We start from the raw sequence: 26958 nt of genomic DNA on the forward strand, positions 1-26958 counted from the left end.
TACGCACTTCTCGTCATTCCCGGTGCCTCCATTGGTTGTACCTGTCAGAGCTCGCGCCGCCGTTCTTCAGCACGCTCTCGAGGGCCACAGTGTTGCTACTATTGCCTCTGTACAGCACCTCACGATCGTTGATCAGCGCTGCCTCGGTGACCGCGTCGGTGTAGTCGGTCTTGTTCGTCAAACCGGCATTCTCCAAAATCCTCGGCAACGCGTTATATCCCGCATTCACCACGCGCGCAACCTCATCATTGTTTGCCGCGTTCGTCTCCGCACTCAATTGCACGTAGGTCTTGAGTGTTCCATCGGCGTTGCGGAATACCTCTGGTACCGTCGCGGGGTCGATATGCCCACCGTTGACGAGCCCCTGCATCATGGCGTACATGCGGTTGTTCGCATCGCCGATCTCGGCCGGGTTGTAGTTCTTGAATTCCTCCCCATCCGCGCTCTGAATCCCGACCTCCGGGAACGGATTCACGAATGTCCCGTCCACCGAGATGATGTCGTTCTTGAAGAACTCCGTTACCGCCGCCGCACCCGCATATCCGGGGCCGAATCCACCGAGCGCGATCTGTGCGGCGGTGTAGGCGGCGGCGTACTTCTGCTGTTTGGTGGTATCGGCGTCTTGGGCGTTGAGCTGCCGGTCGGCGATCTCGGCTTCCATACCGGCGTTGACCAGCCAGCGCAGATCACCGGACTGGGTGCCGAGCAGGTGGTTTTCCTCGCCGTTGGCGTAGCGGTCGGCGTAGATGCCGTCTATGCGTTCAGCTTCGGCCAGCGCGGCGCTGTTGATGATGGTGGCCGCCTCGGGGTCGCTGTTCAGGATGCTGACCACCCGCGTGGCCTCGACCGGCCCGCCGAGCGGGCCGAATCCGGCGGTGTTCTTCAGATCGTCATTGGCGTCGACAAGATCGAGGGTGTACGGGGCGAGCGCGGCGGCCAATGCCTTGGTGGCGACCGGGTTCACCTCCCCGAGCGACTGCCCGTCATGGCCGGGCATATCGAGCCAGTTCTCGTACAGGTTCGTGCCGTTCGCTCCCGACTCGGTGGTGGAGAGCAGCTGCGCCAGGCCGTACGCCGCTTCACCGGCCCGCTCCGCGCGTTCGACCTGCGCCGGGTTGTCGGGGTCGGTGATGCGCGCGTCCTCGTTGGTCCAGGTGAACATCTCCGACAGCGCCGCGCCGTCGTCGCTCCACCCGTGCTGGAGCAGCGGCACGATCACATCGTCGCGGTGGTAGCCGTCGTATGCCTGCCCGGGGGTGTCCTTGCCGAACAGCTCCTCCGGGCCGTTGCCGGTGAGCAGTGCGTAATTGGCCTCGTCGCTGCGGGTTCCGGCACTGACGAAGTTCTGGATCGTCTGCTCACCGGCCCCGTCGTAACTGCCACCGCCGGACCAGGCGTCGGCCAGACCCGCCAGGTGCGCGCCCTGGCGGGTCAGCTCCATGCCGAACCGCTGCCCGGGTTCGTTGCCTTCCCCGGCCGCATCGACCAGACTGGCGAACCGCCCCAGGTCGCGTTGATAGTCCGGGCTCGCGCCGCTGTTCCCGCCGAACAGCCCGCCGGTCCGGTAGTCGTCGGGCACCTCGCGGGTATTGCCGTCCGGTGTGTCCAGGCCCGGCCGGGTGCCGACCAGCTCACGAATCTCAGGGGGCAGCCGATCGTATCCACCGCGCACCACTCCCGAGGGCCGCACACCGTCACGCACGACGACCTTGTCGTTCGACAGCGTCATCAGACCGTTGGCGAGGTTCTCGCGCAGCTGTATCGCCTGCGGAGAACCGTTGCTCTCCAATTGCGTTGCGAACTCGAGCAACCCGTCACGCCCGGCGCTGGCGTAGAACTCGGTCAGATATGCCATGGACGACAACGGGACGGTGACTTCCTGACCGATGGCGAGCGCTTCGAGCTGGTCCGGGGTCAGGCCCGTCTCGGCGAGCCGCGCCGCGATGCGCTGCATCTGGGCATCGGTCGCGGTGCCGTCCGCGATGGCGATACCGTCCTCCCGGCCGGTCTCGTACCCCAGCTCGGAATCATCGACCAATCCGCCTTCGGGCAGCGGGGAATTGATTCCGTCACCGAAGTAGATGCCGCGATCACGCGCCTCCCCGGACGCGGCGACGATCTTCTGCGCTTCCTCCATGGCGGCATCGCGCAGCGACAGCAGCGCCGTGCGTATGGCGTCCTGATGGAACTTGCAGTTGTCGCGGATCTGCTTGGCCTGCTCATCGGTCACGCCCTCGGGCTTGGTCGCTCCGACCAACCAGGAATCATTGACCGTATAGGTTTCCCCCGCGACCGCGCCCGCCGGGTCTTCGGCGTCGGCGACCTTGTTCAGCAGATTCTCGCGTTCATTGTGCAATCGGGTGTCGGCGGCCCGCAGTGCGGTGACGACGTCGTCGACCTCATCACCGACCTTCAGGCTTTCCCGGTGCTCCTCGCCGACTCGGTTGTAGGCGGCATCATGTGCGTTACCCGCCCAACTGCCGTTCAGGTTCGCGAAGTGTTCGGCATCGATCCCGACAACTCGCCGTACGTCTTCGCCGCCGCCTCGATCGTCGCCGCCAGGTCCGACAGCGCGCTGGTACGCCATGCGGTGACGTTCGCCCGGGTCAGGTTCCATTCCTGGGCCATCAGCCGTTGTCCGCCGCCCGGAAGTCGAATCCGGCCATCAGCTCCACGAACTCGCCCTCGGACACCGTCTCGGCGGCGTTGTACACACCGGTGGCCTGGTCGATCGCGGAACCGATCCGCCCGATCCGCTCGGCCACCCGATACCAGGCGCGTTCGATGTTCTCGGTCGCCAGGTCGGCGGTGTCACCGAGCGCCGTACCCGGCAATGCGGCACCGACGGACTCCGCGAACGATCGGACATCGATGCCGTCGATCGCGACCTTCACCCCCGCCAGTGTTGTGGCCAAGGTCCTCAGCTGATCGATATCGGCCTGCACCAACATTGGTCATCCCCCCTCCCGCAGCGCACGGACTTCAGTCGGATTCCAAGGCCCGATCGTACGACAGCACGCGATCTACCACCATGGAGGATCGATGATGCTGCCGCGCATGGGTTCGGCCTCCCAGTCCTCGTAACTCATGGTGGTCTCGGTGGGCTCGGTCGTCGGCGGTTCGGCCGACGCTGTCGTCGACGCCTGAGGTGCGGGCGAGGCTTCCGCTTCCTCGGATTCCCGCATCGCTCGCACGAACTCCGCCGGAAGCCCGGCATATGGGTCGGTCGCCATCCCATCTCCTCCCCGCCCGTTCCGTGCCTTCCAGTCAACCACGACGGCACGCCCGCCCATTGTCGTGCGCGAGTGGACGACGTACCGACGCGTCACGCCGCTGTTTGTCGTCCGCACCCCAGGGTAAGTCGCCGACAGGCCCGGCATTTCGGGCAGCGCGATCCGCGGTGTTCCGAGTGCCGGATCGTAGAAAGGCGATGAGGATATGGCGACCTACAACACCAGCACCAGACGATGGACTCCGGTACAGCTCGCCTCCGCCGCCGTCGGCGCGGTATTCCTGCTGGTAGGCGTGCTCGGATTCATTCCAGGCGTCACGACCGACTTCGACACCATGAAGTTCGCGGGCCACGAGTCCGGGGCCGAACTGCTCGGCGTCTTCCAGGTGTCGATCCTGCACAATATCGTCCACCTGCTCTTCGGCGTCGTGGGCGTCCTGGCGGCCCGCACCGTATCGATGTCACGCGGCTTCCTGATCGGCGGCGGCGTGATCTACCTGGCCCTCTGGATCTACGGCCTGGTGATCGACAAGACCTCCGACGCCAACTTCGTTCCCCTCAACACCGCCGACGACTGGCTGCACTTCGGCCTCGGCGTCGGCATGGTCCTGCTGGGCCTGCTGCTCCCGCGCCTCGCCACCCAGACCGTGGCACGGACCTGACGATCGATCCCGATATCCCCGGAACACGGACGACCCCCGGCAGCGTGGCTGCCGGGGGTCGTCGGGTATCGCGCTATTCCGCGTCGAGTTGCGCCAGCACCTCGTCCGAGACGTCGATATTGGTGTACACGTTCTGCACGTCGTCGCAGTCCTCGAGGGCGTCGACGAGCTTGAACACCTTCTTGGCCAGGTCGGCGTCGGCGGGGACCGACACCGACGGCTGGAAGCCGGATTCGGCCGAGTTGTAGTCGATGCCCGCGCCCTGCAGGGCGCTGCGGACCGCCACCAGGTCGCCCGGTTCGGAGATGATCTCGAACTCCTCGCCCAGGTCGTTGACCTCTTCGGCACCGGCGTCGAGCACGGCCATCAGGACGTCGTCCTCGGACAGGCCGTTCTTCTCCAGGGTCACGACGCCCTTGCGGGAGAACAGGTACGACACCGAGCCCGGGTCGGCCATATTGCCGCCGTTGCGGGTCACCGCCACGCGGACCTCGCCCGCGGCGCGGTTGCGGTTGTCGGTGAGGCATTCCACCAGCACCGCGACACCGCTGGGACCGTAGCCCTCGTACATGATGGTCTGCCAGTCGGCACCGCCGGCCTCTTCGCCGCCGCCGCGCTTGCGGGCGCGCTCGATATTGTCCAGCGGCACCGAGTTCTTGCGGGCCTTCTGGATGGCGTCGTAGAGCGTCGGGTTGCCATCCGGGTCACCACCACCGGTCCGCGCCGCCACCTCGATGTTCTTGATCAGCTTCGCGAAGAGCTTGCCCCGCTTGGCGTCGAGGGCAGCCTTCTTGTGCTTGGTGGTGGCCCATTTGGAGTGGCCGCTCATTCCCTACTTCCTCTTTTCAGGGGACGTGTTTTCCCGATAGAGACTATCGCGCGTTCACACACCGGCGCGTGGGCGCACCATGGTGTCGACGAACAGCCGGTGAACTCGCAGATCGCCGGTGACCTCCGGATGGAACGAGGTCGCCATGACATTGCCCTGCCGAACGGCCACCATCCGGCCCGCCGCGGGGCCGGAGGGCACGGTCGCCAGCACCTCGACCCCGTCGCCGATCTTCTCCACCCACGGGGCGCGGATGAACACCGCGCGCACCTGGCCGTCGTCGAGTCCGGTGTAGTCGAGATCGGTTTCGAAACTATCCACCTGACGGCCGAAAGCGTTGCGCCGCACCGTCATATCGATGCCGTACAGCGGCTGCATATCCGGCCGGGTGTCGAGCACCTCCGAGGCCAGCAGGATCATGCCCGCACAGGAGCCGTACGCGGGCATCCCGTCGCGCAGCCGCTGCCGCAGCGGCTCCAGCAGGTCGAAGACCTCGAGCAGCTTGCTGATGGTGGTCGATTCCCCGCCGGGCAGCACCAGCGCGTCCACCGCGGCGAGTTCGGCGGCCCGCCGCACCGGAACCGGCTCGGCCCCGCATTCGGCGAGCGCGCGCATATGCTCGCGGACGTCGCCCTGCAGAGCCAGCACACCAATGGTCGGATTCACGGCTTCGAGCATACGGACCGCGGTCCTGGTGACCCGGCACACCCACGGGCGGCGCGGATCAGTTGGTGCCGGGCGGGAACGACGCACCCGGCTCGCGCAGGGTGCGGATGAGCCCCTCCTGCAGCACGACCGCCACCAACTCGCCGCGCTGATTCCAGATCCGCCCGGCGGTCAGCGCCCGGCCCAGCCCGGCGGAGGGCGACTGCTGGTCGTAGAGCAGCCAGTCGTCGGCGCGGAACGGGCGCAGGAACCACATGGCGTGATCGAGCGACGCGTTCTGGGTGGGTTCGTCGGGGTGGATGACCTTCGAGGACCCCAGCAGCGTCATATCGCTCATATAGGCCAGCGTGCACACGTGGAACAGCGGATCGTCGGGCAGCGGGTGCCGGTAGCGGAACCACACCTGCTGCTGGGCGGCCAGTCCGTCGCGGCGCGATACCTGCTCCTGCGGGATGGTGCGGATATCCCAGTGCTCCCATTCGCGCATGGCCCACAGCCGCTCCGGGCTCATGGTGGTCTTGGCGTCGGGCATGTCGTGCGGCGGCGGCACGACGGGCATGGTGTCCTGGTGCTGCGGCCCCTCGTCGCCCACATGGAACGACGCCGACATGGTGAAGATGGCCTCGCCGTTCTGCACGCCGGTCACCCGGCGGGTGCAGAAGGAGCGTCCGTCGCGAATCCGGTCGACCAGGTACACGGTCGGCTCCACCGGATTGCCGGGGCGCAGGAAGTAGCCGTGCAGGGAATGCACCTGGAAGCGCGGTTCCACGGTGCGCACCGCCGCGACCAGCGCCTGCCCGGCGACCTGCCCTCCGAATGTGCGCGGCAGCTGCGTCTTGGTGGACGCGCCGCGGAAGATGTCGCGCTCGATGTGCTCTATCTCGAGGGCCTCTTCGATCGTCGCCATGCACCGTCCCTTTCCGGATTGTCCGGCTCAGGCTAACAACCTGGCGGCGACGTTCGAGCGAATGGTGCCGGGTATAGATGGTGGGGTGCCCGAGTTCGCCGCTCTCACCCCGGAGGCTCTCGCCGACCGCATCGCCGACCGCGCCTTCTCCCTCCCCGAACCCGCCGTGGTGGCCGTGGACGGGGCCGACGCCGCCGATCCCGTGCGCTTCGCCCGCACCGTCGCCGACCGGGCCGTCGGCCACGGCCGCACCGCCGCCGTGATCGCCCTGCACGACTTCGTCCGCCCCGCCTCCCTGCGCTACGAATTCGGCCGCACCGACGAACTGTCCTACCGCACCGCCTGGTTCGACTATTCGGCCCTGAATCGCGAAGTCCTGCAACCACTCCGCACCCACCACCGCTACCTCCCCGCCCTGTGGGACGAACGCACCGACCGCTCCGCCCGCGCCACCACCCGCGAAACCCCACCGAACACCGTCCTGCTCGTCGCGGGCCCGATGCTGCTCGGCCGCAACCTACCCTTCGATCTGACGGTAGCCCTGCGCATGTCCGACACCGCCCTCCACCGCACCACCCCCGAAGCGGACACGTTCACGATCGCCGCCCTGCACGAACACGACCGCGGCCACCACGAGGAACCCGACATCATCGTCGCCTGGGACCACCCCACCCGCCCCGCCCTCCGGCTGCGATAGCCCGACCCGAACGACGCGCAGCAGAATCTCCGGCAGCACGTGGCCTTCCCTCTTGGCGCTCCGGCGGTGGACATCCGCCTGGAGCCCCGCTTCGTTTCAGCGGGGTCCGCGCCTCGCGCGCCCGTGGATGAGCGGTAGGTATATCTCGTCGACGATGTCGATGATCACCTGCTCGGACACCGTGGTGACGCCCCGGGTGACGAACTCGTTGCGCAGCAGCACCACGGCTGTCGTCGCCACCCTGGGGTGCAGGGCTTCCGGTGGCGCCTCGCCGCGCGTCACCGCGCGCTCCAGGACGGTCAGCCACATCCGCGATCCGGCATCCCCACCGTGTTCGCGCAACTGCGCCAGTAGTTCCGGCTCGTCGGCGGCGTGGGACAGCAGGCTGCGCAGGATATCGCCGAGGGGTGAGGCGAGGTGCCGGTTGGCGCGGCGCAGCAGTTCCAGAGCGTCGTCGCGCAGGTTTCCGGTATCGGGGATCCGGGTTTCGGTGAGTGCCAGCTGCCGGTAGGCGGCGATGCCCAGCGCGGCGCGGTTGGGCCAGCGGCGGTAGATGGCGTTCTTGTTGGTGCCCGCCCGGGTAGCGACGGCGTCCATGGTCATGCCCGCGTAGCCGGAAGCGAGGAGTTCGTCGACGGCCGCTCGCAGGATGGCCTGTTCCAGTTCCGCTCCGCGCCGCCGCCGGGGGCGTTCTTCGACCTCAGTACTGTCCATTTGAGTACGGATCGTACCGAACAACCAACCTTGCGGCACACCGTCTGCGGAATATAAGGTACGTGTCGTACCTTAAAGAACGGAGTGACCATGCGCGCGATCGGCATCACCTACGACACCGGCTTCTTCCACCGCGGCCACTGCACGCACGAGCCCTTCACCCCGGAGGGGGTGCGGGAGGATATGCGGGCGATTCGAGAGGAGCTGGGTTGCGATGCGGTGCGTGTGACCGGCGGCGACCGCCATCGCCTGCGACTGGCCGCGCGCTGCGCCGCCGACGCCGGGTTGGAGGTCTGGCTCTGCCCGTTCACCAATGAGGTCGCCGCCGACGATCTGCTCGAATTCCTCGGCGACTGCGCCGATTACGCCGAGAGCCTGCGATCGGAGGGCGCGCGGGTGGTGCTGGCTCTGGGGTCCGAACTCAGCCTGTTCGTCCCCGGTTTCCTTCCCGGTGACACCTTCACCGAGCGCGCCGCCCTGCTATCCACCCCACGACTGGCCGAATTGCTCCCCGAACTCTCCGCCCGGATCAACGCATTCCTGATGCGCGCCGTGGCGGTGGCGCGACGGTCCTTCACCGGCCCCCTCACCTACTGCTCGCTCCCGTTCGAAGGTGTGGATTGGACACCTTTCGACTATGTCGCCACCGACGCCGGATACCGTTCCGCCGAACTGGCCGACGGCTACCGCGCCCGCATCCGCGCCGCGGCCACCGGACCCACACCGCTGGCGATCACCGAATTCGGTTGTGCCACTTACCGTGGCGCGCCCGATGCCGGACCGCGCGGCGGCGATATCGTCATGTGGGATCCGGAAACCGCCCATCCCCTGGCACTCGACGGCGACCACACGCGTGATGAAGCCGGCCAGGCCGCACACCTTCTGGAGTTGCTCGACATCTTCGATGCCGAGGGTGTGGACATCGCGTTCTGGTACACGTTCGCGTCATACCATCTGCCCCACCGCGACGATCCCCGCACCGACCTGGACCTGGCCAGCAACGGTGTGGTGAAGGTGCACGACCCGGCGCGGCGCACCTCGGCCCGGCGCTGGGAACCCAAGGCGGCGTTCGCGGCCCTCGCCCGGCGAACTTCGGGTACAACGGCATCATGACCGAGCACACCGCCGGGCCGTCGTTCCACGCCGATCGGATCGGGGACGACGAGCAGCAGGAATTTCTCGTGGAGGTTCTCGACGCGCAGGCCGCGCTGCCGGGGGTGCGGCGGTTACGGGAGTGGACCAGGGCTGCCCTGCGGATCGCGGCCGGGGATCGGGCCCTGGATATCGGATCGGGGACCGGGTCGGAGGTGCTGGCCATGGCGCGGCTGGCGGGGCCCGGCGGCGCGGCCGTCGGGGTGGATCCGAATCCCGGCATGCTGGCGGAAGCGCGGGCGCGGGCCGCGGCGGCGGGGATCGCGGCGGAGTTCGTCGAGGGCAGCGGGTATGCGCTGCCGTTTCCCGACGACAGCTTCGATGCCGTGCGATGCGAGCGGGTCTTCCAGCATCTCGACCATCCGGAGCGGGCCACCGCGGAGATCGCCCGGGTGCTGCGCCCCGGCGGCCGGGTGGCCCTGGTCGACAGTGACTGGTCGACCGCCATCATCCACCCGGGTGATCCGGATGTCGTTGCGGCACTGCTGGAGTCATGGCTTTCCCACACCGCGAACCGCCATTCCGGCCGCCGCCTGCCCGGACTGCTCACCGCGGCGGGCCTGACCGTCGACGACATCGGGGCCGATGCCGTGGTCTGGGACCGCTCCTTCATCGACACCATGCTGACCGCGGGCCTGGACCAGGCCGTGGCCGCCGGTGCCGTCACCCTCGACCAGCGCGACCGTTTCCTGTCCGACCTCACCCGCGGCGCCGAGGTGGGCGATTACCACTGCTCGGTGACCATGTTCGCGGTGGTTGCCCACCTGCCCTGACGCCCGAGCACCCACCGGAACGAGCGGATACAGTCGCTGCCGTGCGATGGCAGCGGAAACGGTCGAATGCGGATGCGGCCCTGGGCTACTACCGGCGCGGGATGGCTCGGGTCCGGGATGCGGGATTCCTCGAGAAACAGGCCGAGATCGACGGATACCGAATCAACTACGCCGAGGGTCCCGCCGCCGGGCGACCACTGCTGTTGATCCACGGACAGGGCTCCCGTTGGCAGGACTACCAACGGGTGCTGCCGGAACTCGCCGAGCACCACCATGTGTACGTCATCGATGTCCCCGGTCACGGCGGTTCGGCGCGACTGCCCGCCGACGAGTACACCAATGCCGGTGTCGGCGCCCGGATCGCCCGGTTCATCGAGGAGATCATCGGCGCACCCGCGCTCGTCTCGGGCCATTCCTCCGGGGGACTGCTCACCACCTGGCTGGCCGCCGAGCGGCCGGACCTGGTGCGCGGCGTGGTGCTGGAGGACCCGCCGTACTACTCGTCGATCATGCCCCGGGCGGCGCTGACCACCGGCGGAGATATGGCCCGGGTGACCTACGAATTCCTGACCCAGGACAGCGAGCGCGACTTCACCCGCTACTACGTCGAGCGCAGTCGCATATTCTCGTTCTTCGGTCCGCTCGCCGGACCGATCACCCGGTATTGTGTCCGCTACCTCCGCAACCGTCCCGGCCGGCCCCTGGAGGTCTTCTTCCTGCCCCCGGTTCTGAACATCTACTTCCGTGGTATCGCCGACTACGATCCGGTATTCGGCGCGGCCTGGTACGACAACTCCTGGTACCGCGGATTCGACACCGATGCGAGCCTGTCCGCGATCACCGCACCGGCCGTGCTGATCCACACCAATTACTGGTTCCGCCACCGCAAGTCCTACTACGACAAGCATGGTGTGCTCATGGCGGCCATGGATGACAAGGATGTCGCCAGGACGCTGAGCCACCTACCCGCCGCGACACTGGTCGAGGTCGACTCGGGCCACAATGTTCATTTCGAGCGACCTGCGGTATTCCTCGGCGCGGTCGGCGATCTCGCGACCGCGCTCGAGAGTTGACTTTTGCGATAGGCAATGCCCTAACCCGGATGCACCTGCCGGTGCGTGTTGTGGAAGTGCGCGAACCGCCATGTACCGTTCGCGCGCACCGCGATTCGGGTCTGGATCGACTCTTCGGCGGCGTGCACGCCGGGTGGGGACGGGCGCGGGGTGATGGTGACCATGACGGCGAGGTCGGGGACGGGGAAGTCGATGGTGAGTGTGGTGGGCTCCGACATGCGGGTGCCACGCATGAAACCGTCGAATCCCTGCTGCATGACGGTCGCGAGTTCGGCACGGCCGCAGATGTATTCGCCGAGCACGGAGATGAACACGGCGTCGTCGGTGAACGTCCCCGCGAAGGCGGTGCCGTCCCCGGCCGCCCAGGCGTCCATCTGGGCGTGCAGGAGGTCGAGCACGGCGGCGCGCGCGGCCACGGTGTCGGTGTCGGTGGGTGTTGCGTCGGTGGGTGTCGTCATGACCGTCACGCTGCCAGCGGTCGGGTCATGCGCTCAATGACCTCACAGGTCATCGCGGACCGCATCCGCGCCCGGTTAGCCTGGTCGCGTGACCCGTCCCGCGCAGCACTCCCCGGTCGGCACGCTACTGCGGGAGTGGCGGCAGCGACGGCGACTGAGCCAGCTGGACCTGGCGCTCGCCGCGGGCTCCTCCGCGCGGCATCTGTCCTGTATCGAGACCGGCCGGGCACGCCCCAGTCGGGCCATGGTGCTCACCCTGTGCGAGGCACTGGACGTCCCACTGCGCGAACGCAATACGGTGCTGCTGGCGGGCGGTTTCGCTCCCGAGTACCGGGAGCGCGATCTCGGGGACGCGGATATGGCCGCCGCGCGGGCGGCCCTGTCGGCCGTGCTGACCGCCCACGAGCCGTATCCGGCCGTCGCGGTGGACCGCTATTGGAATGTGGTCGCCACCAATCGCACCATGGGCCTGTTCGAGGACGAGATTCCCGCCCACCTGGCCGCCGAGCCATTGAACGTGTACCGACTCGCCCTGTATCCCGGCGACCCGTCCACCGCCTACATGGTGAACTACGCACAGGTCCGGGAGTACCTGCTGGACCGGTTGCTGCGGCAGGTCCGCGCGACGGGCGACCCGGCGCTGCGCGACCTCTACGACGAGGTGTCCGCCTACCCGATGCAGCCCGAGGACGAATCCGACAGCGCCGCACTGCCTTCGAGCCCGTTCTCGGTACCGCTGCGCATTCGCACCCCGCACGGCGAACTGCGCCTGTTCAGCACCATGGTCACCTTCGGCGCGCCCGCCGACGTGACACTCGCCGAACTGGCCGTCGAATTGTTCTATCCCCTCGACGATGCCACCGCGGTGGCACTGCGCGCGCTGGCCGAGCCCCGGGTCGAAGCAGACCGGCGCGGCTGACTTCCGGTGCCAACCTCCCCAGACCCGGCGGTTCGTGCGGCGGTTCCGGCGCACACTGGACAGCACGGGTGGGCGCTCGGCATGCGCACGACTCATGAAGGACGGTGAGTGGCATGACCTCCGCCGAAGACCATCTCGCCACGGATCGTCTCGATGTACCGGAGGCACCGCCGCTCGACGCGGACGACGCGATATCCGCCTTCGCCACGGCCGCGACGACGCACTGGAAATCCTGGGCGGCGGCCTACGAGGAGTGCCGAAAGGCGGGGATGAAGCGGGAGAAGCTGATGCGGGCCGCCGCGGACGCACTCTCGACGCCGGACACCACCCAGCAGGAGCGAATCAAGGACGACAAACTCGCCGTCTTCGATACCGCCTATCGCACCCAGCGGGTCGGCCACAGCGATACGTACACCAAGCTGGGCTGGGCGTTGCGCACCACGTGGCGGGCGGCGACCGACAGCACGTCCTATTACGAGAACACGCCGCAGCCCAGCGCGGGACGCATTCTGTCCTGGCAGAATCAGCGGTGCTCGGCGCGGGAGCCGTTGCGCAACTCGGACATCTACTATTTCCAGTACTACCGCGCCTCCACCACGCACCCCCTGCCGCCGCTGCGCTACGTGCGCAGACAGCAGGCGTACGCGCGGACGACGCAGCCCGTCTACGACTACCTGCGCTACCTCCACGACCCCGCCGGGGACGGCGCCCTGCCCGCGGCCGTCTACCCGGCCGGTACGGCGAAGTACTACGCCCTGCTCGGCACCATGAACGGCACGGCCCCCGCGTTTCTGGTCGTCGACTGGGCTCGGGAGCTGGGCATCACGGGAATCTCCGCCATCGAGCTCGACGCCGCGCTCAACATGTACTTCCACTTCTCCCCCGCCGGGCCGGAGTCCGGGTCCACATCGTCGAGTTCGTCGTCGAGCAGTTCATCCGGTAGTTCGTAGAACTCGACAACGGAGAACTCAATAGCGGCGGTGCCGTGACCGCAACGACTGGGTGGGGAAGTCGTCGGCGGGATCGGCCACCGCGCCACCTCCGTCTCGGCTGGGCCAGAACCGACTCGCGCGCTGCCCGCGGATCCGGCTCAGGTCGGGTTCGTCGATCTCGGTGATGCCCACCTGGAGCAGGGTCAGCATGGTCGCCATGCTGACGGCCACGATGAGCGGTGCGAGCAGTTGACCCGCCTGCGCGCCCGACGGCGCGTGCACATGCTCGGCGACATGCGCGCTCATGGAGAACATTCCGGTGTAGTGCATTCCGGATACCGCCACCCCCATGATGAGGGCCGCGCCGACCGTGGACCCGAACCCGCGCACGTGCAGGGTGAACCACAGTGCGGCGGTGGCGGCGACAATGGCGATCACCAGGGACAGCAGGACGATCCAGGGGTCGTAGCGCACCACCGCGTCGGTCTTCATGGCGTACATGCCCGAGTAGTGCATGGCCCCCACCCCGAGCCCGGTGATCGCGCCGCCGGTGATCAGGGCGAACGCCTCGGCGTGCTGATGCACCACGATGGACAGTCCGACCCACACCACCCCCATGGCGACGGCGGCGCTGAACAGCGTGACCGGTACGTCGTAGCGAATGGTGGTGTCCCGCACCGAGAATCCGAGCATGGCGATGAAATGCATGACCCAGATGCCGGTGCCGCCGAGGGCGACGGCCCCGATGGCCACCCACCCGCCGTGCCCACCCCGCGCGCGGGCCCGCACCATGCAGCGCAGCGCCAGCAACGAGCCGGTGACCGACATGACGTAGGCGAGGACCGGCGTCAGCCAGCCATAGGTGAATTGATCGATCTCCAGCATGCGGACTCCTTGCCAGGATGCTTCATGTCGACAGTTCACCGGTGACTGGCTCGAAGGCTAGCGAGGAATCAGCAGGTCGTAAATTTGCCGCAGCATAATCCGCGAAATGTTGCCGCGTTTGCTGGAGGGTATGCGCGCAGGTAGCGGGCGCGCGGCCGGGTCGAGCCGGGACGGCGGATTCCTGTCTCCCGGCCTTGACGTCAGCGCACGGCCCGCTACCGCCGGTGGCTTACCAGCCGCGCTCGGCGAGACGGTGCGGCTGCGGGATCTCCTCCACGTTGATGCCGACCATGGCCTCACCCAGGCCACGCGACACCTTGGCGAGCACGTCCGGATCGTCGTAGAAGGTGGTGGCCTTGACGATGGCGGCGGCGCGCTGCTCCGGATTGCCGGACTTGAAGATGCCGGAACCGACGAACACGCCCTCGGCCCCGAGCTGCATCATCATGGCGGCGTCGGCAGGGGTGGCGATACCACCGGCGGTGAACAGCACCACCGGCAGCTTGCCGGTCTGGGCCACCTCGCGCACCAGCTCGTAGGGGGCCTGGAGCTCCTTGGCGGCGACGTACAGCTCGTCCTCGGGCAGCGAGGTCAGGCGGCGGATCTCGTCGCGGATCTTGCGCATGTGGGTGGTGGCGTTGGAGACGTCACCGGTGCCCGCCTCACCCTTGGAGCGAATCATGGCCGCGCCCTCGGTGATTCGGCGCAGCGCCTCGCCCAGGTTGGTCGCACCGCAGACGAACGGCACGGTGAAGGCGAACTTGTCGATGTGGTTGGAGTAGTCCGCCGGGGTCAGCACCTCGGACTCGTCGATATAGTCGACGCCGAGGGACTGCAGGATCTGGGCCTCCACGAAGTGGCCGATCCGGGCCTTGGCCATGACCGGGATGGAGACGGCGTTGATGATGCCGTCGATCATGTCCGGATCGCTCATGCGGGAGACGCCGCCCTGGGCGCGGATATCGGCGGGCACGCGCTCGAGCGCCATGACGGCGACGGCGCCCGCGTCCTCGGCGATCTTGGCCTGCTCCGGCGTGACGACATCCATGATCACACCGCCCTTCAGCATCTCGGCCATGCCGCGCTTCACGCGGGCGGTGCCGATGGTGGTGGTGTCGGACGTGGTCACGGCAAACTCCTGTGTCATCTGGGCCTATCGGATCTCGCTCGGAATCGAACACCCCGATTCTAGGCCCCTCCCCCAGGCCACTAGATAGCCAGTTGAGTACGACTGGACCGCCTACCCGCCAGCCCAGTAGCGCAGATCACGTTTACCGGCTATCCCGCCGCTACGGGCGGCAGCGGGGTCAACCGCAGCACCGACGGCATCCGGCGGGTCAGCATGCGCGGACCGGTGAACTCCAGGCGACCGGTGCGGATGGCATGGTCGATGGGCAGGCGACGCAGCCACACCTGGTACAGCGAACTCACGTCCGAGGTGATGGTCACATCCACCGCGAAACCGGGATCGGTCACGCACACCGACGGCACGCCCGCCTCCACCACGATCCAGTAGCGGCGCGGATCATCGGTGAACCGCACGCCGAGCACCTGACGCTTACCCGGGAACGACGAGGTGTCCAGACGGGTGTGCATCCACCACACCAGCAGATCGGCATCGAGTTCCTCCGGCTGCGGCTCGCCGAAGGTCCAGCGCGCACCCCAGTGGCCGAGTCCGAACAGGATGGGTTCGAGGTCACGCCCGGCGGCGGTGAGCCGGTAGTGCTGTTCGGACTTCACGACCAGTCCGGAGCGTTCGAACTGCCGCAGCCGTTTGGCGAGCAGACTGCGCGACAGGCCGGGCAGCCCGCGGGCGAGATCGTTGAACCGGGTGGTGCCGGTGAGCAGATCGCGCAGGATGAGCAGCGACCAGCGTTCGCCGAGCACATCCAGGGCACGGGAAATCGGACAGTACTGGCCGTAGCTTTCACTGGGTGAGCCTTCGCCGGGTGCGTGCATGGAGACCTCGCCGGGGGTGCGATCGGGGAGTCCACTTTCTGGACTATCCGGTTATCGCGGGCGTCCCTAACTTTCGAAACATGACCTCTACCGACGTGCACCTCCCCTCCTCCACCGCTACCTGGGTCGCCGCGGCGACCGGCGTCGGCACCGCCCTGCGCGACGGTGTCGCCGACCGCGACCGCAGCGGCGAGATCGCCACCGACGCGGTCGATCTGCTCCGTTCCTCCGGCCTGTCCCGGGCGCTCGTCCCCGTCGAATTCGGCGGTGGCGGGGCCACCCACCGCGATCTGGGCGCGGTCCTGCGCGAGTTGGGCCGCCACGACCCGTCCACCGCCGTGGCCTTCGCCATGCACACCCACCTGGTGGCCGCCCAGGTGTGGCGGCACAAGCACGGCATGGACGCCGCCGCCGTCTTCGAGAAGGTGGCGGCCGGGGCGATCCTGGTCAGCACCGGCGCGTCGGACTGGGTGGAATCCAATGGCCGTGCCCGGCGGGTGGACGGCGGCTACCGGGTGAGCGCCCACAAACTGCCCGCCAGCGGATGCGAGGTGGGCACCATCGCGGTGACCAGCGTCCGCTGGGACGACGCACCCGAGGGGCCGCAGGTGCTGCACTGCGCCATCCCGCTGTCCGCGCCGGGGGTGCGAATCGAGAAGACTTGGGACACTTTGGGTTTGCGGGCCAGCGGCTCGCACACCATCGTTTTCGAGGAGGTCTTCGTCCCGGACGCGGCGATCTCGCTGGTGCGCCCGGCGGGCGTCTGGCCGCCGATTCTGAACATGGTCGCCGGAGCGGCCATGCCGCTGGTGCTGTCGGCCTATCTCGGCATCGCGGACCGGGCGGTGGAATTCGCGACCGGATCGGTGGCGCAACGCGCCGAGGAGCACACCGTGGCGCTGGTGGGCGAGATGGCGAATGCCCACACCACGGCCGCCGATCTCATCGACGCCATGTTCACCGCCGCCGACGATCTCGCCTTCGCCAATACCGACGAGCACGCGGCCCGTACGCTCAGCCGCAAGACGGTAGCAGCGGACAATCTCGTCGCGACGGTGCGGCTGGCCATCGAAACCGTTGGCGGCGTGGGCTATTCACGCACCAGCCCGCTCGAAATGTGGTACCGGGATATCCACGGCTGCCTGTTCCACCCGCTGCCGCGCGCCAAGCAGCTGCGGTTCAGCGGCCACGTACTGCTCGGCCGTGGACCGCTGGGGTAGCCGGGTGGCCGACGCGGTCAGTACCAGCCGTTGGCCTGCCAGAACGCCCAGGCGGCGGTGGGGCTGCCGTAGCGCTCGTTCATGTAGTCGTAGGCCCAGCGAATCTGCGTGACCGGGTTGAACATCCAATCCGGTCCGTGGCTGGACATCTTGTGCGCCGGAAGCGCCTGCGGCAGACCGTAGGCGCCACTGGTCGGGTTGAGCGCGAAGATATCCCAACCGCTTTCGCGGGTGATGATGTTGTCGAAGGCCGGAAACTCGTGCGCCGGAACGATGATCAGGGCGATGGCCTTGGGCGTGAGCCCGTACAGGGCCGCGCCCGCGCTCAGGCCCAGACCCAGCAGATTCGGCACCAGGCCACCGGCCACGGGCGCGGCGTCCTCCGCGCAGTGCGCCGTGCACTCCGCCTTCGCCGTCGCTGCGCTGCCGATCGTCATCGCACCGGCCGCCAGCGCGGCCACGATGAATTTCGCGACATATCGCATTCCGGAGAGCAAACCACTAGTTATCCGAAATGCCGGTATTCGCTATCGGCGTGTCCGCGCGGAAAATACCGCGGGATCTGCGGCGTTACCCCGCGGCGCTACCCCGCGATGGGTCCGATGACGAGTAGCGTCGCCCAGTATTCGGCCGCCGACGGGCCCATATAGGGCAACAGGAAGTCGTAGAGCAGATAAGACACGAAACCATTCACCTCCAACGAGCGCGCCGCATCCGTCACGGCGCGCCGCGTCCGACCCTAGTGGAGATCGCCGCCCGGCACAGCCGCTCCCGGTACCGGGCTCAGCGCGTACAGGTAGCGGCTGGTGGGCACGACGTCGAGATCCAGATGCGCTCCGAAGGCCACCACGCTCTCCATCATGCGGCTGATGCGGCGCTGCAGCTCGGCCTCGTCGCCGCCGGTGCCGTAGAAGGCGTGCGGGTCGGTCATGGCCGCCATCGGAAACAGTTCCTCGACCAGCGCGTCGACCCGTTTACCGTCGGTGATCGACTCGACGACGGTGTTCTGGACATACCCGAACGTGGCCTGCGTTTCGATGGCGACCGTGGTGTGCGTACCGTGCCAGTGCCGCAACCACTCCTCCCGGGTGAGGTCGGCGGGAATGCGCAACAGGGCGACATTGGCCAGCGCCTCGGCCCGCACCCCGTCCCCGGTCGTCGGCGCGACGATGGGCACCCGCTCGTCCACGATCCACCCGTTCACCTCGTCGGCCACGGAACGCAGTGCGGCGGTGACGGATTCGTGCCCGCCCCCGGTGCGCACCGAAACGATCGCGGCGATCGACTCCGGATAGGTGCTGTGCCGCACCTGCGCCGCCGCCACCTCCGCATCCCGCACATTCACCTGCAATTCGGTGGCCCCGCACTCGCCCAGTCGCCGCCGCAACTCCACACCGTGCAGGCGCTCGTCCAGCCCGGCACCCCACAGCGCGTACATCAGCTTCATATCGATCCTCGTGGCCGCTCGGCAGTACCGAAGCCACGGTAAGCGGGCCACCCTCACATCGAGCGCGCAATCGCGAACCTGTCCCACCCATCGGGCATATGTGCCGCCACGCCCAGCGAACAACCGTATCGTGCCGGGCCGGATATCCGATTGCTCCGAGGTCGGCTGTCGCACAAGATTGTCGGCGATGACTGATGTACTCGAATCGGCTCGCGGCCTGCTGGCCGCGGGCGATGTGCCCGGTGCCGTGCGCGCCCTGCGTCCGGTGGCCGAGACCGCGCCCCTGCCCGAACTCTCCGACCTGGTGGAGCAGGCTGCGGCCGCCATCGGTTTCGACGACTTGGCCGAGGCGGCCAGCACGGCGGCCCGAACGCCCGACGATCCGGTGGCCCTGTTCCACTTCGCCGTCGGCTGCAAGGAACGCGGGATCGCCTTCTGCGCGATTCCGGCGCTGCGGGCCGCACTTCGCCTGGCGCCCGGCCAGCTCGCCATCCTGGGCAGCCTGTCCGATGCTCTGGAACGCGAGTACCGCCACGGGGAGGCGGCGGCGCTGCTGGCCGAGCACGATGCGGTGCTCAGCGCGTGGCCGCACCGCTACCTGCTGGTGTTCAATGCGGTGCTGGCCGACGATCTGCCGCTGGCGCGGGAGCAGTTCGCGCGTCTGCCCGCACCCGAGGACCGGGACTGGTGGCCCGCCTACGATCGGCTGCGAAATATGCTGCGGCGCGCGGAGATCGCGGCGACGGCCGGACCGCTGGACGGGCAGGACCTGCGCGGCTGGCATTTCGTCATCACCGGCGGCTACCTGGCGACCATGTCGCCCTTCGGTTTCGCCGCCGGGATGACCGGCCGGTGGGCGTATACGCAGGACAGCCACGGCCAGTGTCGGCAGACCCTCGATCGGGTGGCGCTGGTGCTCGCGGCGGCCGAACGCCGACCGCGCACGGTCGCACTGCTTCCCGGCCGCGGCGACCGCATTCTGGGCTTGGCGGCGGCCGAACTGCTCGGCCTCCCGACGCGCCCCTACACCCCGGACGCCACCGACACCCTGGTCGTCGCCTACGACCTGCGGGAGCTGGACGGCGAACTGGAGCCGACGCTGCGGGACCGCGCCGACGGCCGCATCCTCGTCGAACACGCCTCCTGCTGGACCTCCCCGCCCCCGCTCAGCGCTGACATCACCGGGCTGCTGGGCCAGCATGTGGTGCCGCCGTGGGAGTCACAGTTGCGCATCACCCCCGACGGCGTCCGCGACGACCTACCCGCCGACGAGCGCCCGGAAGCGGAGATCGCCGCCGATATCGTCGCCGCCGACGGCACCCCCGACCCCGGCGACGGCGACACCCCCGCCGATCCGGACACCGCCCTGACGGCCTTCGTCACCACCACCCACCCCGCCTGGCTCACCGGCCCCCGCTTCGCCGTCGACTCCCCCGGCCCCGTCCGCAGCAACCACTTCGGCTGAAACCGCGAGGGGGAACTGGTGGCGGCATCGCCCGAGTGGCTCCCGCCACCAGTTCCCCCTCGGCGGTCAGCGGATGGAGCGGACCTCGGGGTCGGTGTCGGTGGATGCGGCCGCGAGGGCTTCGGGGAGGAGTTGGTCCAGGTGGTAGGGGTAGACGGTTTCGCCCATGCGGTCCAGGTCGACGATGTCGGCGGGGGTGCACCATTTGTTGCCGGAGATGCAGCGGCGCTCGACGAAGGTCAGGTTCGCCGGTTCGGGGGTGAAGTTGCGCACGCGCAGGACGAAGAACAGCTCCTCGGAGCGGATGAGCTCGCCGTTGAACGGGAATACCGCCACGCGCCGCCAGAGGGGGCCGCGCAGCTGGGAGGAGTCGGCGGTGTAGCCGGTTTCCTCGTAGAGTTCGCGCACCGCGGCCGCGCGCAGGGATTCGCCGGGGTCGACGCCGCCGCCGATGGTGAACCAGAACGGGATGTCGGGGGCCTTGGGGTCGTTGCCGCGTAACAGCAGCACCCGATCCTGTTCGTCGAGCAGCACAACGCGGGCCGAGGTGCGCACCGTGTCGACGTCCAGACCGGTCGAGGCGGCGGGGGTCACCCGTTCGGCGATCTCGAAGTAGGTGGGCAGCGGCGCGGTGCCGCCGAGGTGCAGCAGCCGGACCAGGCGGCGGGTGCGCAGCGCCAGGGTGTCGCGGACGGCGTCGTTGTGGAAGCGGCGCGCGATGAGCACCCGGGCCTCGGCGTCGGCGAGCTCGGCCACCAGCTGCGGCGGCAGATTCGTGATGTCGACGGCGGACAGCGCTGCCGCCAACTGGTTTTCGACGGTTTCCCGGTCGCGCCAGTTGGCCCGCTCGGCACGGTCGGCCAGGGAGGCGAGGCGGCGGGCCTGGTCTACGACCTCGGTATCGGCCTCCGGGCGGCCGATGGTGGTGGCCACCGACCGCGCCACCACCGCACGCCGCGCCAGGGCGGCATCGAGGGCGTGCCGGGCCTGGTCGCCGCGCACGTGCAGCCGGTCGAGCCGGTTGGCGGTGGTGTAGGCCCACACGCCGACGGTCAGGATCAGCGCCGTCACCAGCGCGAGAACCAGGATGGTTGTCGCGGAGAAGGTGATCATCCGGCGGTCCTCACCCGGGTGTCGCCGACGGTGACGGTCTCGTAGACGCGTAGGATCTGTTCGGCCACCACCGGCCAATCGTATTCGCCGACAACCTGATTGGCGGTGCGGATGTATTCCTCGCGCCGCCGGGTGTCGGTGAGCATGGTGTCCAGGGCGGTGGCGAGGCGGTCCGAATCGCCGACGGGCACCAGCATTCCGGCGGTGCCGTCACGTAGCACCCGGCGGAAGGCGTCCAGTTCGCTGGCCACCACGGCGGTCCCGGCGGCCATGGCCTCCACCAGCACGATGCCGAAGCTCTCGCCGCCGAGATTCGGCGCGCAGTACACATCGGCGCTGCGCATGGCCGACGCCTTCTCCGCATCGCTGACCTGCCCGAGGAAGCGCAGATGACCGGCGTTGCGCCCGGCTTCGCGCCGCAGCCGCTCCTCATCACCGCGCCCGACGATCAGCACCTGCACGTCGGGGTGGCGGCGCACCAGCTCGGGCAGCGCGCCCAGCAGCACCTCCATCCCCTTGCGCGGTTCGTCGTAGCGCCCCAGGAACAGCACGGTGCCGCCCGGTCGCGGATAGCCGTTCAGCAGCGGCGCGTGCGCGAAGGCGGGCACGTCGACGCCATTGGGGATCTCCACCGCATCGCCGCCGAGCGCCTCCACCTGCCAGCGCCGCGCCAGCTCGCTCACCGCGATCCGACCGCTGATCTTCTCGTGATACGGCCGCAGCACGCCCTGAAAAGTGCTGAGCACCAACGATTTTGTGGTCGAGGTGTGGAAGGTGGCGACGATCGGCCCCTCGGCGATCTTGAGTGCCAGCATGGACAGGCTCGGCGCGTTGGGCTCGTGGATGTGCAGCACGTCGAAGTCGTTCTCGGCGATCCAACGCCGGATGCGGGTGTACGCGGTGGGCCCGAAGGACAGTCGCGCCACCGACCCGTTGTAGGGGATGGCGACCGCGCGGCCCGCCGACACCACGAAATCGGGCAGCGGGGTGTCGTCGGCGGCGGGCGCGAGCACGCTCACCTTGTGCCCGCGTTCGATGAGCACCTGCGCCAGTTCCACGACATGCGCCTGCACTCCACCGGGAACGTCGAACGAGTACGGGCAGACCATGCCGATTCTCATAGCGCGCCTTCCCCCTTGTGTTCGGTGGCGTCGACCCGGCCGTCCGCATTCGGCGCGACCGCCGCGCCGTCGACGGTCGCCGCGACATCGGCAGGGTCGGCACCCGCTGCGCCGACATCGGCCGCGCCGGTAGCCCCTGCGTCGGCACCTCGCGCGACGGTCTCCGCGGCACCGGCACTTCGCGCGCCGACATCCGCGCCCGTCGGGCCGCTCGTCGTCGGCGTCTCGTCTCGGGTGTAGCCGAGTTCACGCTGCGCCGCCGCGATACGGTCCAGTCGGGCCTCCGACAGATCGCTCTCCCACAGCGGTTGCAGCATGTGCCAATCGGCAGGATGGGCGGCGATATTGGCCGCGAAGCGGTCCGCCAATGCCTGGGTTGCCGCCGCCACGCCGCCCGAAACGTCGAGGGCCGGTTCGGTCTTGAAGCCCCACCCCTCATTGCCCGCCGCGGCCTCGGTGAACCAGCAGTGCACCGGGATCAGCGCCGCCCCGGTTTCGACCGCGAGCTTGGCCGCGCCCGCGGGCATCCAGGTGCGCTCCCCGAAGAACGTGACCGGCACGCCCTTACCGGTGAGGTCGCGCTCCCCCATCAGGCAGATGACGCCGCCCGCGCGCAGCCGCTGCGCGAGTTGCGGGAAGGGCGGCTGCTCACCGCCGGTGAGCGGGAAGACCTCGAAGCCGAGGCTCTCCCGGTAGGCGACGAACCGCTCGAACAGCGATTCCGGCTTCAGGCGTTCGGCGACGGTGGCGAAGCGGCCGTTGTTCTGCACCAGCCACACCCCCGCCATATCCCAGTTCCCGGAATGCGGCAGCACCAGGATCACGCCCTTGCCCCGGGCGAGCGCGGACTCCAGATTCTCGACCTGCTGCACCGACAGGCGTGACCCCAGCGCCGCGTGATCCATGGACGGCAGCCGGAACGCCTCACGCCAGTAGCGGGCGTAGGAGCGCATGCTCTTGTGGATGAGCTGATCGGGCACCTGCTCCGGCCGTACCCCCAGCACGCGAGCCAGGTTGCGCCGCAACTGATTCGGCTGTCCGGCACGCGCGGCCCGGTTGGCCCGCCGCGCCGCCGCGTCGGCTCCCGCGTCGAACGCGCGGCGCACCGTGCGCTCGGGCAGGGCGCGCACCAGTCGCCACCCCGCCGCGTACGCCTTGTCGCTGAGCGCGGAGGTGAAATCGGAGGCCGTCACCGCTGTGGTTCCTCCGGGGACTTGGCAGCGAGCGCGATGACGTCGCGCGCACCGGGTGAATTGCGCACCGCCAGCACCCGCTGGAAGACGGTGACGATGCTCAGCACCGCCAGCGCGTACATCGCCGCGTACACCGCATAACTCAGCCATTCGATGCCGTAATGCCCACCGATACCGGTGAATCCGGCCCCGACCAGCACGATGACCAGGCGATCCGGCCGCTCGATGAGACCGCCGTCGGCGGACAGGCCACTGGCCTCGGCGCGCGCCTTGGCGTACGAGATGACCTGGGAGGTCACCAGCACCACCAGGGTGGCGGCGAACAGGTGCCCGCTGTTCTCGTGATAGACCGCCCACCACGCCAGGCCACCGAAGATGGCCCCGTCCGCCACCCGGTCACAGGTGGCGTCCAGTACCGCACCGTATTTCGTGCCGCCGCCGCGGGCGCGTGCCATCGCGCCGTCGAGCATGTCGAACATGACGAACAGCCAGATCACCATGGTTCCCCAGAACAGATGTCCGGTGGGGAACAGGGTGACCGCGGCCGCGATCGACGCGGTGGTGCCGATGAGCGTCATCGCGTCCGGCGTGAGTCCGGTGCTCACCAGCGCCTTGCCCAGCGGGGCGGTCGCCTTGGCGAACGTATCGCGACCGAAGAAGCTCAGCACGCTATGCCGCCTTCCATGCCTCCGCCAGCAGTGCGCGGGTCTCCCGCAACAGCTGCGGCATGACCTTGACTCCGCCGACGACGGTGATGAAGTTCGCGTCGCCGCTCCAGCGCGGCACGATGTGCTGATGCAGGTGGTCGGCGAGCGAACCGCCCGCCACGCCACCGAGATTCAGGCCCACGTTGAAACCCTCGGGCCGCGACACCTTCTTCATGGTGCGGATCGCCTGCTGGGTGAACGACATCAGCTCGAGGCTCTCCTCGGGCGTCAGATCCTCCAGATTCGCCACCCGGCGGTACGGCACCACCATCATGTGGCCGGGGTTGTACGGGTAGAGGTTCAGCACCGCGTACACCCACTGCCCGCGGGCGATGACCAGACCGTCCTCGTCCGACATCTCCGGGATATCGGTGAAGGGGTGCCCGGACTTCTTGGGCGCGTCGGCCTCCCGCTCCGCACGCTCGGCGGCCGCACCGGTGATGTAGGACATCCGGTACGGGGTCCACAGCCGCTGCAGGCGGTCCGGATCGCCCGCGCCGGTATCCATGATCACCTCGCGCGGTGCTGAATCCTGCTGTCCGGCAGCCTCATCCATGAGACCGTCGGACGCCGTACGTTCGCTCATTGCTCACCCTTGCGGATTTCGAACCCCTCCGCGGTCGGAGAGGTGTTCTCGCGGCGCTGCACCCAGTCCACGATGGTGGCGATCGCGTCGGCGACCGGCACACCGTTCACCTGGGTGCCGTCGCGGAAGCGGAAGCTCACCGCGCCCGCCTCCACATCCCGCGCACCCGCGAGCAGCATGAACGGCACCTTCTGCGCGGTGTGGTTGAAGATCTTCTTCTGCATGCGGTCGTCGCCGCGGTCGACCTCGGCGCGGATGCCCTGCGCCGCCAGTTCCTCGACCACCCCGTCGAGGTGTTCGGCGAAGTTCTCCGCGACCGGGATGCCCACCACCTGCACCGGCGACAGCCAGGCCGGGAACGCGCCCGCGTAGTGCTCGGTGAGCACGCCGAAGAAGCGCTCGATGGAGCCGAACAGCGCGCGGTGGATCATGACCGGGCGATGCTTGGCCCCGTCGCGGCCGGTGTACTCCAGTTCGAAGCGTTCGGGCAGGTTGAAGTCCAGCTGGATGGTGGACATCTGCCAGGTGCGCCCGAGCGCGTCCTTGGCCTGCACGGAGATCTTGGGCCCGTAGAAGGCCGCGCCGCCCGGATCCGGCACCAGGTCCAGGCCGGAGTCGGTGGCCACCTTGCGCAGGGTTTCGGTGGCCTCCTCCCACAGCTCGTCGGAGCCGACGAACTTCTTGGGATCCTTGGTGGACAGCTCCAGGTAGAAGTCGTCGAGGCCGTAGTCGCGCAGCAGCGACAGCACGAACTGGAGCGTGGTGGTCAGCTCCGCGTGCATCTGCTCCTTGGTGCAGTAGATGTGCGCGTCGTCCTGGGTCATGCCGCGCACCCGGGTCAGACCGTGGATGACGCCGGACTTCTCGTAGCGGTACACCGAGCCGAACTCGAACATGCGCAGCGGCAGTTCCCGGTACGACCGGCCGCGCGATCGGAAGATCAGGTTGTGCATCGGGCAGTTCATCGGCTTGACGTAGTAGTCCTGGCCGGGCTTGCGTACGGTGCCGTCCTCGTCGAGTTCGGCGTCCAGGTGCATGGCCGGGAACATGCCGTCGCGGTACCAGTCCAGATGGCCGGAGACCTCGAACAGATGACCCTTGGTGATGTGCGGGGTGTTGACGAACTCGTAGCCCGCCGCAATGTGGCGGCGGCGCGAGTAGTCCTCGAGTTCCTTGCGGATGATGCCGCCCTTGGGGTGGAACACCGGCAGGCCCGAGCCCAGCTCGTCCGGGAAGGAGAACAGGTCCAGTTCCAGGCCCAGCTTGCGGTGGTCGCGCTTCTCGGCCTCCGCCAGCAGGCGCAGGTACTCGTCCTGGGCCTCGCTGGACTCCCAGGCGGTGCCGTAGATGCGCTGCAGGTCCTCGCGGCTCTGGTCACCGCGCCAGTAGGCGGCGGAGCTGCGGGTCAGCTTGAAGGCCGGAATGTATTTGGTGGTGGGGATGTGCGGGCCGCGGCACAGGTCGCCCCACACCTTCTCCCCCGAGCGCGGGTCCAGGTTGTCGTAGATGGTCAGCTCCTTGCCGCCGACCTCCATGACCTCCGGATCGTCGATTCCGGACTTGTCGGAGATGAGTTCCAGCTTGAACGGCTCCTTGGCCAGTTCGACGCGGGCGTCCTCCACCTCGACCACCCGGCGCGAAAACCGCTGCGCGCCTTTGATGATCTTCTTCATCCGGGATTCCAGCTTGGCCAGATCCTCCGGGGTGAAGGGGCGGTCCACCTGGAAGTCGTAGTAGAAGCCGTCCTTGATCGGCGGACCGATGCCCAGCTTGGCCTCGGGGAACTCCTGCTGCACCGCCTGGGCCAGCACGTGCGCGGCCGAATGCCGGATCACGCTGCGGCCGTCCTCGGTGTCGGCGGTGACCGCCTCCACCTCGACGTCGGTGTCCGGAATCCAGGACAGATCCTTGAGGTTGCCCTCCGGGTCGCGGACGACGATGACGGCGTTGGGTCCCTTGCCCGGCAGTTCCGCCTCCCGCACCGCCGCGCCCGCGGTAGTCCCCGCGGGCACCCGGACGAGGGCCGCTGGGTTCTTCGGGGCTGAGGTGGTCACGGCTGCGCACTCCTTGGCATTGTCGAGGCGGGTGGTTTGCCCGCCGTACGGTGCGGGGTACCCCCGCGGTGTTCGGTCGCCCGGGACGGATTCCCCGGCAACCACGACCGGACGCGTCCGTGCGCCCGCACGAGACACTTCCTCCGGCGCGACCATGCTATCGGGACGACCCCGGCCACGCGCCGATGGACCCG

27 protein-coding genes and 1 pseudogene are annotated in these 26958 nt (G+C 68.5%); 9 read left to right on the forward strand and 19 right to left on the reverse strand.

All coding sequences use genetic code 11. The features are described 5' to 3' along the window. Positions 1 to 13 precede the first annotated feature (13 nt). The 3 genes from ON31_RS18480 to ON31_RS36780 all read right to left on the reverse strand — a co-directional run bounded on the left by ON31_RS18480 (position 14) and on the right by ON31_RS36780 (position 3233). Entirely contained in the window at positions 14 to 2587 is a 2574-nt protein-coding gene (locus ON31_RS18480) for a TPR repeat domain-containing protein (protein ID WP_157533724.1), read from the reverse strand. Positions 2588 to 2627: 40 nt separating this feature from the next. Further along, complete coding sequence (locus tag ON31_RS18485) at positions 2628 to 2951, reverse strand: hypothetical protein (protein WP_029924255.1); 324 nt, start codon at positions 2949 to 2951, stop codon at positions 2628 to 2630. A 72-nt stretch (positions 2952 to 3023) separates the two neighbouring features. Next, complete coding sequence (locus tag ON31_RS36780; RefSeq protein WP_039815338.1) at positions 3024 to 3233, reverse strand: hypothetical protein; 210 nt, start codon at positions 3231 to 3233, stop codon at positions 3024 to 3026. A 205-nt stretch (positions 3234 to 3438) separates the two neighbouring features. Between ON31_RS36780 and ON31_RS18495 the strand changes: the two genes are divergently transcribed. Next, positions 3439 to 3894 (forward strand): DUF4383 domain-containing protein, encoded by a 456-nt coding sequence (locus ON31_RS18495; RefSeq protein WP_029924254.1) that lies wholly within the window; start codon positions 3439 to 3441, stop codon positions 3892 to 3894. 73 nt (positions 3895 to 3967) lie between these two features. On the opposite strand, the gene ON31_RS18500 is transcribed toward ON31_RS18495, so the two are convergent. Genes ON31_RS18500 through ON31_RS18510 form a run of 3 tightly spaced genes read right to left on the reverse strand, consistent with a single transcriptional unit; the run spans position 3968 to position 6296 of the window. After that, positions 3968 to 4723: a YebC/PmpR family DNA-binding transcriptional regulator gene (locus ON31_RS18500; RefSeq protein ID WP_039815340.1), complete on the reverse strand. Its 756-nt coding sequence runs from the start codon at positions 4721 to 4723 to the stop codon at positions 3968 to 3970. Between the two features lie 54 nt (positions 4724 to 4777). Then, positions 4778 to 5401: a pyridoxal 5'-phosphate synthase glutaminase subunit PdxT gene (gene pdxT, locus ON31_RS18505; RefSeq protein WP_029924252.1), complete on the reverse strand. Its 624-nt coding sequence runs from the start codon at positions 5399 to 5401 to the stop codon at positions 4778 to 4780. 46 nt (positions 5402 to 5447) lie between these two features. Next, a complete protein-coding gene (locus tag ON31_RS18510; protein WP_029924251.1) occupies positions 5448 to 6296 on the reverse strand; it encodes an acyl-CoA thioesterase in 849 nt (282 codons plus the stop codon). An 85-nt stretch (positions 6297 to 6381) separates the two neighbouring features. Here ON31_RS18510 and ON31_RS18515 point away from each other — a divergent pair, with 85 nt between their 5' ends. Beyond that, positions 6382 to 6993 carry a nucleoside/nucleotide kinase family protein gene (locus ON31_RS18515; RefSeq protein ID WP_039815341.1) on the forward strand — a complete coding sequence of 204 codons (612 nt, stop codon included), beginning with the start codon at positions 6382 to 6384 and terminating at the stop codon, positions 6991 to 6993. A 96-nt stretch (positions 6994 to 7089) separates the two neighbouring features. Here the strand turns inward: ON31_RS18515 and ON31_RS18520 are convergent, their stop codons facing one another. Beyond that, positions 7090 to 7707, reverse strand: coding sequence for a TetR/AcrR family transcriptional regulator (locus ON31_RS18520; RefSeq protein WP_039815342.1), 618 nt, complete (start codon positions 7705 to 7707; stop codon positions 7090 to 7092). 90 nt (positions 7708 to 7797) lie between these two features. On the opposite strand from ON31_RS18520, the gene ON31_RS18525 reads away from it, so the two are divergent. From ON31_RS18525 to ON31_RS18535, 3 genes are read left to right on the forward strand one after another with little or no spacing between them, the layout of a single operon-like run. Beyond that, positions 7798 to 8820 carry a hypothetical protein gene (locus tag ON31_RS18525; protein WP_039815393.1) on the forward strand — a complete coding sequence of 341 codons (1023 nt, stop codon included), beginning with the start codon at positions 7798 to 7800 and terminating at the stop codon, positions 8818 to 8820. Next, positions 8817 to 9632, forward strand: a complete 816-nt coding sequence (locus ON31_RS18530) for a methyltransferase domain-containing protein (protein WP_039815343.1) — start codon at positions 8817 to 8819, stop codon at positions 9630 to 9632. Before ON31_RS18525 ends, ON31_RS18530 begins: the two co-directional genes overlap by 4 nt. A 41-nt stretch (positions 9633 to 9673) precedes the next feature. Then, on the forward strand, positions 9674 to 10705 hold the full coding sequence (locus tag ON31_RS18535; protein WP_051037449.1) for an alpha/beta fold hydrolase: 1032 nt from the start codon (positions 9674 to 9676) through the stop codon (positions 10703 to 10705). A 20-nt stretch (positions 10706 to 10725) separates the two neighbouring features. Here ON31_RS18535 and ON31_RS18540 read toward each other — a convergent pair whose 3' ends face one another. Further along, entirely contained in the window at positions 10726 to 11163 is a 438-nt protein-coding gene (locus tag ON31_RS18540) for an SgcJ/EcaC family oxidoreductase (protein ID WP_081592552.1), read from the reverse strand. Between the two features lie 88 nt (positions 11164 to 11251). On the opposite strand from ON31_RS18540, the gene ON31_RS18545 reads away from it, so the two are divergent. Further along, positions 11252 to 12082 carry a helix-turn-helix domain-containing protein gene (locus ON31_RS18545; protein WP_039815345.1) on the forward strand — a complete coding sequence of 277 codons (831 nt, stop codon included), beginning with the start codon at positions 11252 to 11254 and terminating at the stop codon, positions 12080 to 12082. Between the two features lie 113 nt (positions 12083 to 12195). Then, on the forward strand, positions 12196 to 13032 hold the full coding sequence (locus tag ON31_RS18550) for a hypothetical protein (RefSeq protein WP_039815346.1): 837 nt from the start codon (positions 12196 to 12198) through the stop codon (positions 13030 to 13032). Between the two features lie 18 nt (positions 13033 to 13050). Here ON31_RS18550 and ON31_RS18555 read toward each other — a convergent pair whose 3' ends face one another. From ON31_RS18555 to ON31_RS18565, 3 genes are all read right to left on the reverse strand, one after another. Continuing rightward, positions 13051 to 13899, reverse strand: coding sequence for an MHYT domain-containing protein (locus ON31_RS18555; protein ID WP_081592553.1), 849 nt, complete (start codon positions 13897 to 13899; stop codon positions 13051 to 13053). 229 nt (positions 13900 to 14128) lie between these two features. Next, positions 14129 to 15046 carry a pyridoxal 5'-phosphate synthase lyase subunit PdxS gene (gene pdxS / locus ON31_RS18560; protein WP_029924241.1) on the reverse strand — a complete coding sequence of 306 codons (918 nt, stop codon included), beginning with the start codon at positions 15044 to 15046 and terminating at the stop codon, positions 14129 to 14131. 131 nt (positions 15047 to 15177) lie between these two features. Next, complete coding sequence (locus ON31_RS18565; protein WP_051037450.1) at positions 15178 to 15858, reverse strand: winged helix-turn-helix transcriptional regulator; 681 nt, start codon at positions 15856 to 15858, stop codon at positions 15178 to 15180. 80 nt (positions 15859 to 15938) lie between these two features. Here ON31_RS18565 and ON31_RS18570 point away from each other — a divergent pair, with 80 nt between their 5' ends. Further along, a complete protein-coding gene (locus ON31_RS18570) occupies positions 15939 to 17078 on the forward strand; it encodes an acyl-CoA dehydrogenase family protein (protein WP_039815348.1) in 1140 nt (379 codons plus the stop codon). Between the two features lie 17 nt (positions 17079 to 17095). Here ON31_RS18570 and ON31_RS34745 read toward each other — a convergent pair whose 3' ends face one another. Next, the gene (locus ON31_RS34745) at positions 17096 to 17563 is read right to left on the reverse strand and encodes an aggregation-promoting factor C-terminal-like domain-containing protein (protein ID WP_029924238.1); all 468 of its coding nucleotides are present in this window, start codon (positions 17561 to 17563) and stop codon (positions 17096 to 17098) included. A gap of 254 nt (positions 17564 to 17817) precedes the next feature. Continuing rightward, positions 17818 to 18525 (reverse strand): EthD domain-containing protein, encoded by a 708-nt coding sequence (locus ON31_RS18580; RefSeq protein ID WP_051037451.1) that lies wholly within the window; start codon positions 18523 to 18525, stop codon positions 17818 to 17820. 187 nt (positions 18526 to 18712) lie between these two features. On the opposite strand from ON31_RS18580, the gene ON31_RS18585 reads away from it, so the two are divergent. Further along, positions 18713 to 19990 carry a hypothetical protein gene (locus ON31_RS18585; protein WP_051037452.1) on the forward strand — a complete coding sequence of 426 codons (1278 nt, stop codon included), beginning with the start codon at positions 18713 to 18715 and terminating at the stop codon, positions 19988 to 19990. Between the two features lie 66 nt (positions 19991 to 20056). Here ON31_RS18585 and ON31_RS18590 read toward each other — a convergent pair whose 3' ends face one another. The 6 genes and pseudogenes from ON31_RS18590 to thrS all read right to left on the reverse strand — a co-directional run bounded on the left by ON31_RS18590 (position 20057) and on the right by thrS (position 26764). Continuing rightward, complete coding sequence (locus tag ON31_RS18590) at positions 20057 to 21100, reverse strand: NUDIX hydrolase (protein WP_029924235.1); 1044 nt, start codon at positions 21098 to 21100, stop codon at positions 20057 to 20059. After that, a complete protein-coding gene (locus ON31_RS18595; protein WP_039815350.1) occupies positions 21100 to 22224 on the reverse strand; it encodes a glycosyltransferase family 4 protein in 1125 nt (374 codons plus the stop codon). The genes ON31_RS18590 and ON31_RS18595 overlap by 1 nt, the downstream gene beginning before the upstream one ends. A gap of 257 nt (positions 22225 to 22481) precedes the next feature. Then, positions 22482 to 23417: pseudogene (locus tag ON31_RS18600) on the reverse strand (phosphatidylinositol mannoside acyltransferase); the annotation flags it as partial. Continuing rightward, complete coding sequence (pgsA, locus tag ON31_RS18605) at positions 23414 to 24085, reverse strand: phosphatidylinositol phosphate synthase (RefSeq protein ID WP_039815352.1); 672 nt, start codon at positions 24083 to 24085, stop codon at positions 23414 to 23416. The gene pgsA and the pseudogene ON31_RS18600, both read right to left, overlap by 4 nt. A 1-nt stretch (position 24086) precedes the next feature. Further along, positions 24087 to 24680 carry an ATP adenylyltransferase gene (locus ON31_RS18610; protein ID WP_029924231.1) on the reverse strand — a complete coding sequence of 198 codons (594 nt, stop codon included), beginning with the start codon at positions 24678 to 24680 and terminating at the stop codon, positions 24087 to 24089. Positions 24681 to 24706: 26 nt separating this feature from the next. Next, the gene (gene thrS / locus ON31_RS18615; protein WP_039815354.1) at positions 24707 to 26764 is read right to left on the reverse strand and encodes a threonine--tRNA ligase; all 2058 of its coding nucleotides are present in this window, start codon (positions 26762 to 26764) and stop codon (positions 24707 to 24709) included. Between the last annotated feature and the right edge of the window lie 194 nt (positions 26765 to 26958).

Source organism: Nocardia otitidiscaviarum NBRC 14405, assembly GCF_000308635.1.
GTDB lineage: Bacteria > Actinomycetota > Actinomycetes > Mycobacteriales > Mycobacteriaceae > Nocardia > Nocardia otitidiscaviarum.

Excerpts from the sequence above, each read along its gene's own strand:
- ON31_RS18480 (WP_157533724.1), bottom strand. The coding sequence starts at position 2,587 with ATGGCGTACCAGCGCGCTGTCGGACCTGGCGGCGACGATCGAGGCGGC.
- ON31_RS18485 (WP_029924255.1), bottom strand. The coding sequence starts at position 2,951 with ATGTTGGTGCAGGCCGATATCGATCAGCTGAGGACCTTGGCCACAACA.
- ON31_RS36780 (WP_039815338.1), bottom strand. The coding sequence starts at position 3,233 with ATGGCGACCGACCCATATGCCGGGCTTCCGGCGGAGTTCGTGCGAGCG.
- ON31_RS18495 (WP_029924254.1), top strand. The coding sequence starts at position 3,439 with ATGGCGACCTACAACACCAGCACCAGACGATGGACTCCGGTACAGCTC.
- ON31_RS18500 (WP_039815340.1), bottom strand. The coding sequence starts at position 4,723 with ATGAGCGGCCACTCCAAATGGGCCACCACCAAGCACAAGAAGGCTGCC.
- pdxT (WP_029924252.1), bottom strand. The coding sequence starts at position 5,401 with ATGCTCGAAGCCGTGAATCCGACCATTGGTGTGCTGGCTCTGCAGGGC.
- ON31_RS18510 (WP_029924251.1), bottom strand. The coding sequence starts at position 6,296 with ATGGCGACGATCGAAGAGGCCCTCGAGATAGAGCACATCGAGCGCGAC.
- ON31_RS18520 (WP_039815342.1), bottom strand. The coding sequence starts at position 7,707 with ATGGACAGTACTGAGGTCGAAGAACGCCCCCGGCGGCGGCGCGGAGCG.
- ON31_RS18525 (WP_039815393.1), top strand. The coding sequence starts at position 7,798 with ATGCGCGCGATCGGCATCACCTACGACACCGGCTTCTTCCACCGCGGC.
- ON31_RS18530 (WP_039815343.1), top strand. The coding sequence starts at position 8,817 with ATGACCGAGCACACCGCCGGGCCGTCGTTCCACGCCGATCGGATCGGG.
- ON31_RS18540 (WP_081592552.1), bottom strand. The coding sequence starts at position 11,163 with ATGACGACACCCACCGACGCAACACCCACCGACACCGACACCGTGGCC.
- ON31_RS18550 (WP_039815346.1), top strand. The coding sequence starts at position 12,196 with ATGACCTCCGCCGAAGACCATCTCGCCACGGATCGTCTCGATGTACCG.
- ON31_RS18555 (WP_081592553.1), bottom strand. The coding sequence starts at position 13,899 with ATGCTGGAGATCGATCAATTCACCTATGGCTGGCTGACGCCGGTCCTC.
- pdxS (WP_029924241.1), bottom strand. The coding sequence starts at position 15,046 with ATGACACAGGAGTTTGCCGTGACCACGTCCGACACCACCACCATCGGC.
- ON31_RS18565 (WP_051037450.1), bottom strand. The coding sequence starts at position 15,858 with ATGCACGCACCCGGCGAAGGCTCACCCAGTGAAAGCTACGGCCAGTAC.
- ON31_RS18570 (WP_039815348.1), top strand. The coding sequence starts at position 15,939 with ATGACCTCTACCGACGTGCACCTCCCCTCCTCCACCGCTACCTGGGTC.
- ON31_RS34745 (WP_029924238.1), bottom strand. The coding sequence starts at position 17,563 with ATGCGATATGTCGCGAAATTCATCGTGGCCGCGCTGGCGGCCGGTGCG.
- ON31_RS18580 (WP_051037451.1), bottom strand. The coding sequence starts at position 18,525 with ATGAAGCTGATGTACGCGCTGTGGGGTGCCGGGCTGGACGAGCGCCTG.
- ON31_RS18585 (WP_051037452.1), top strand. The coding sequence starts at position 18,713 with ATGACTGATGTACTCGAATCGGCTCGCGGCCTGCTGGCCGCGGGCGAT.
- ON31_RS18595 (WP_039815350.1), bottom strand. The coding sequence starts at position 22,224 with ATGAGAATCGGCATGGTCTGCCCGTACTCGTTCGACGTTCCCGGTGGA.
- ON31_RS18610 (WP_029924231.1), bottom strand. The coding sequence starts at position 24,680 with ATGGATGAGGCTGCCGGACAGCAGGATTCAGCACCGCGCGAGGTGATC.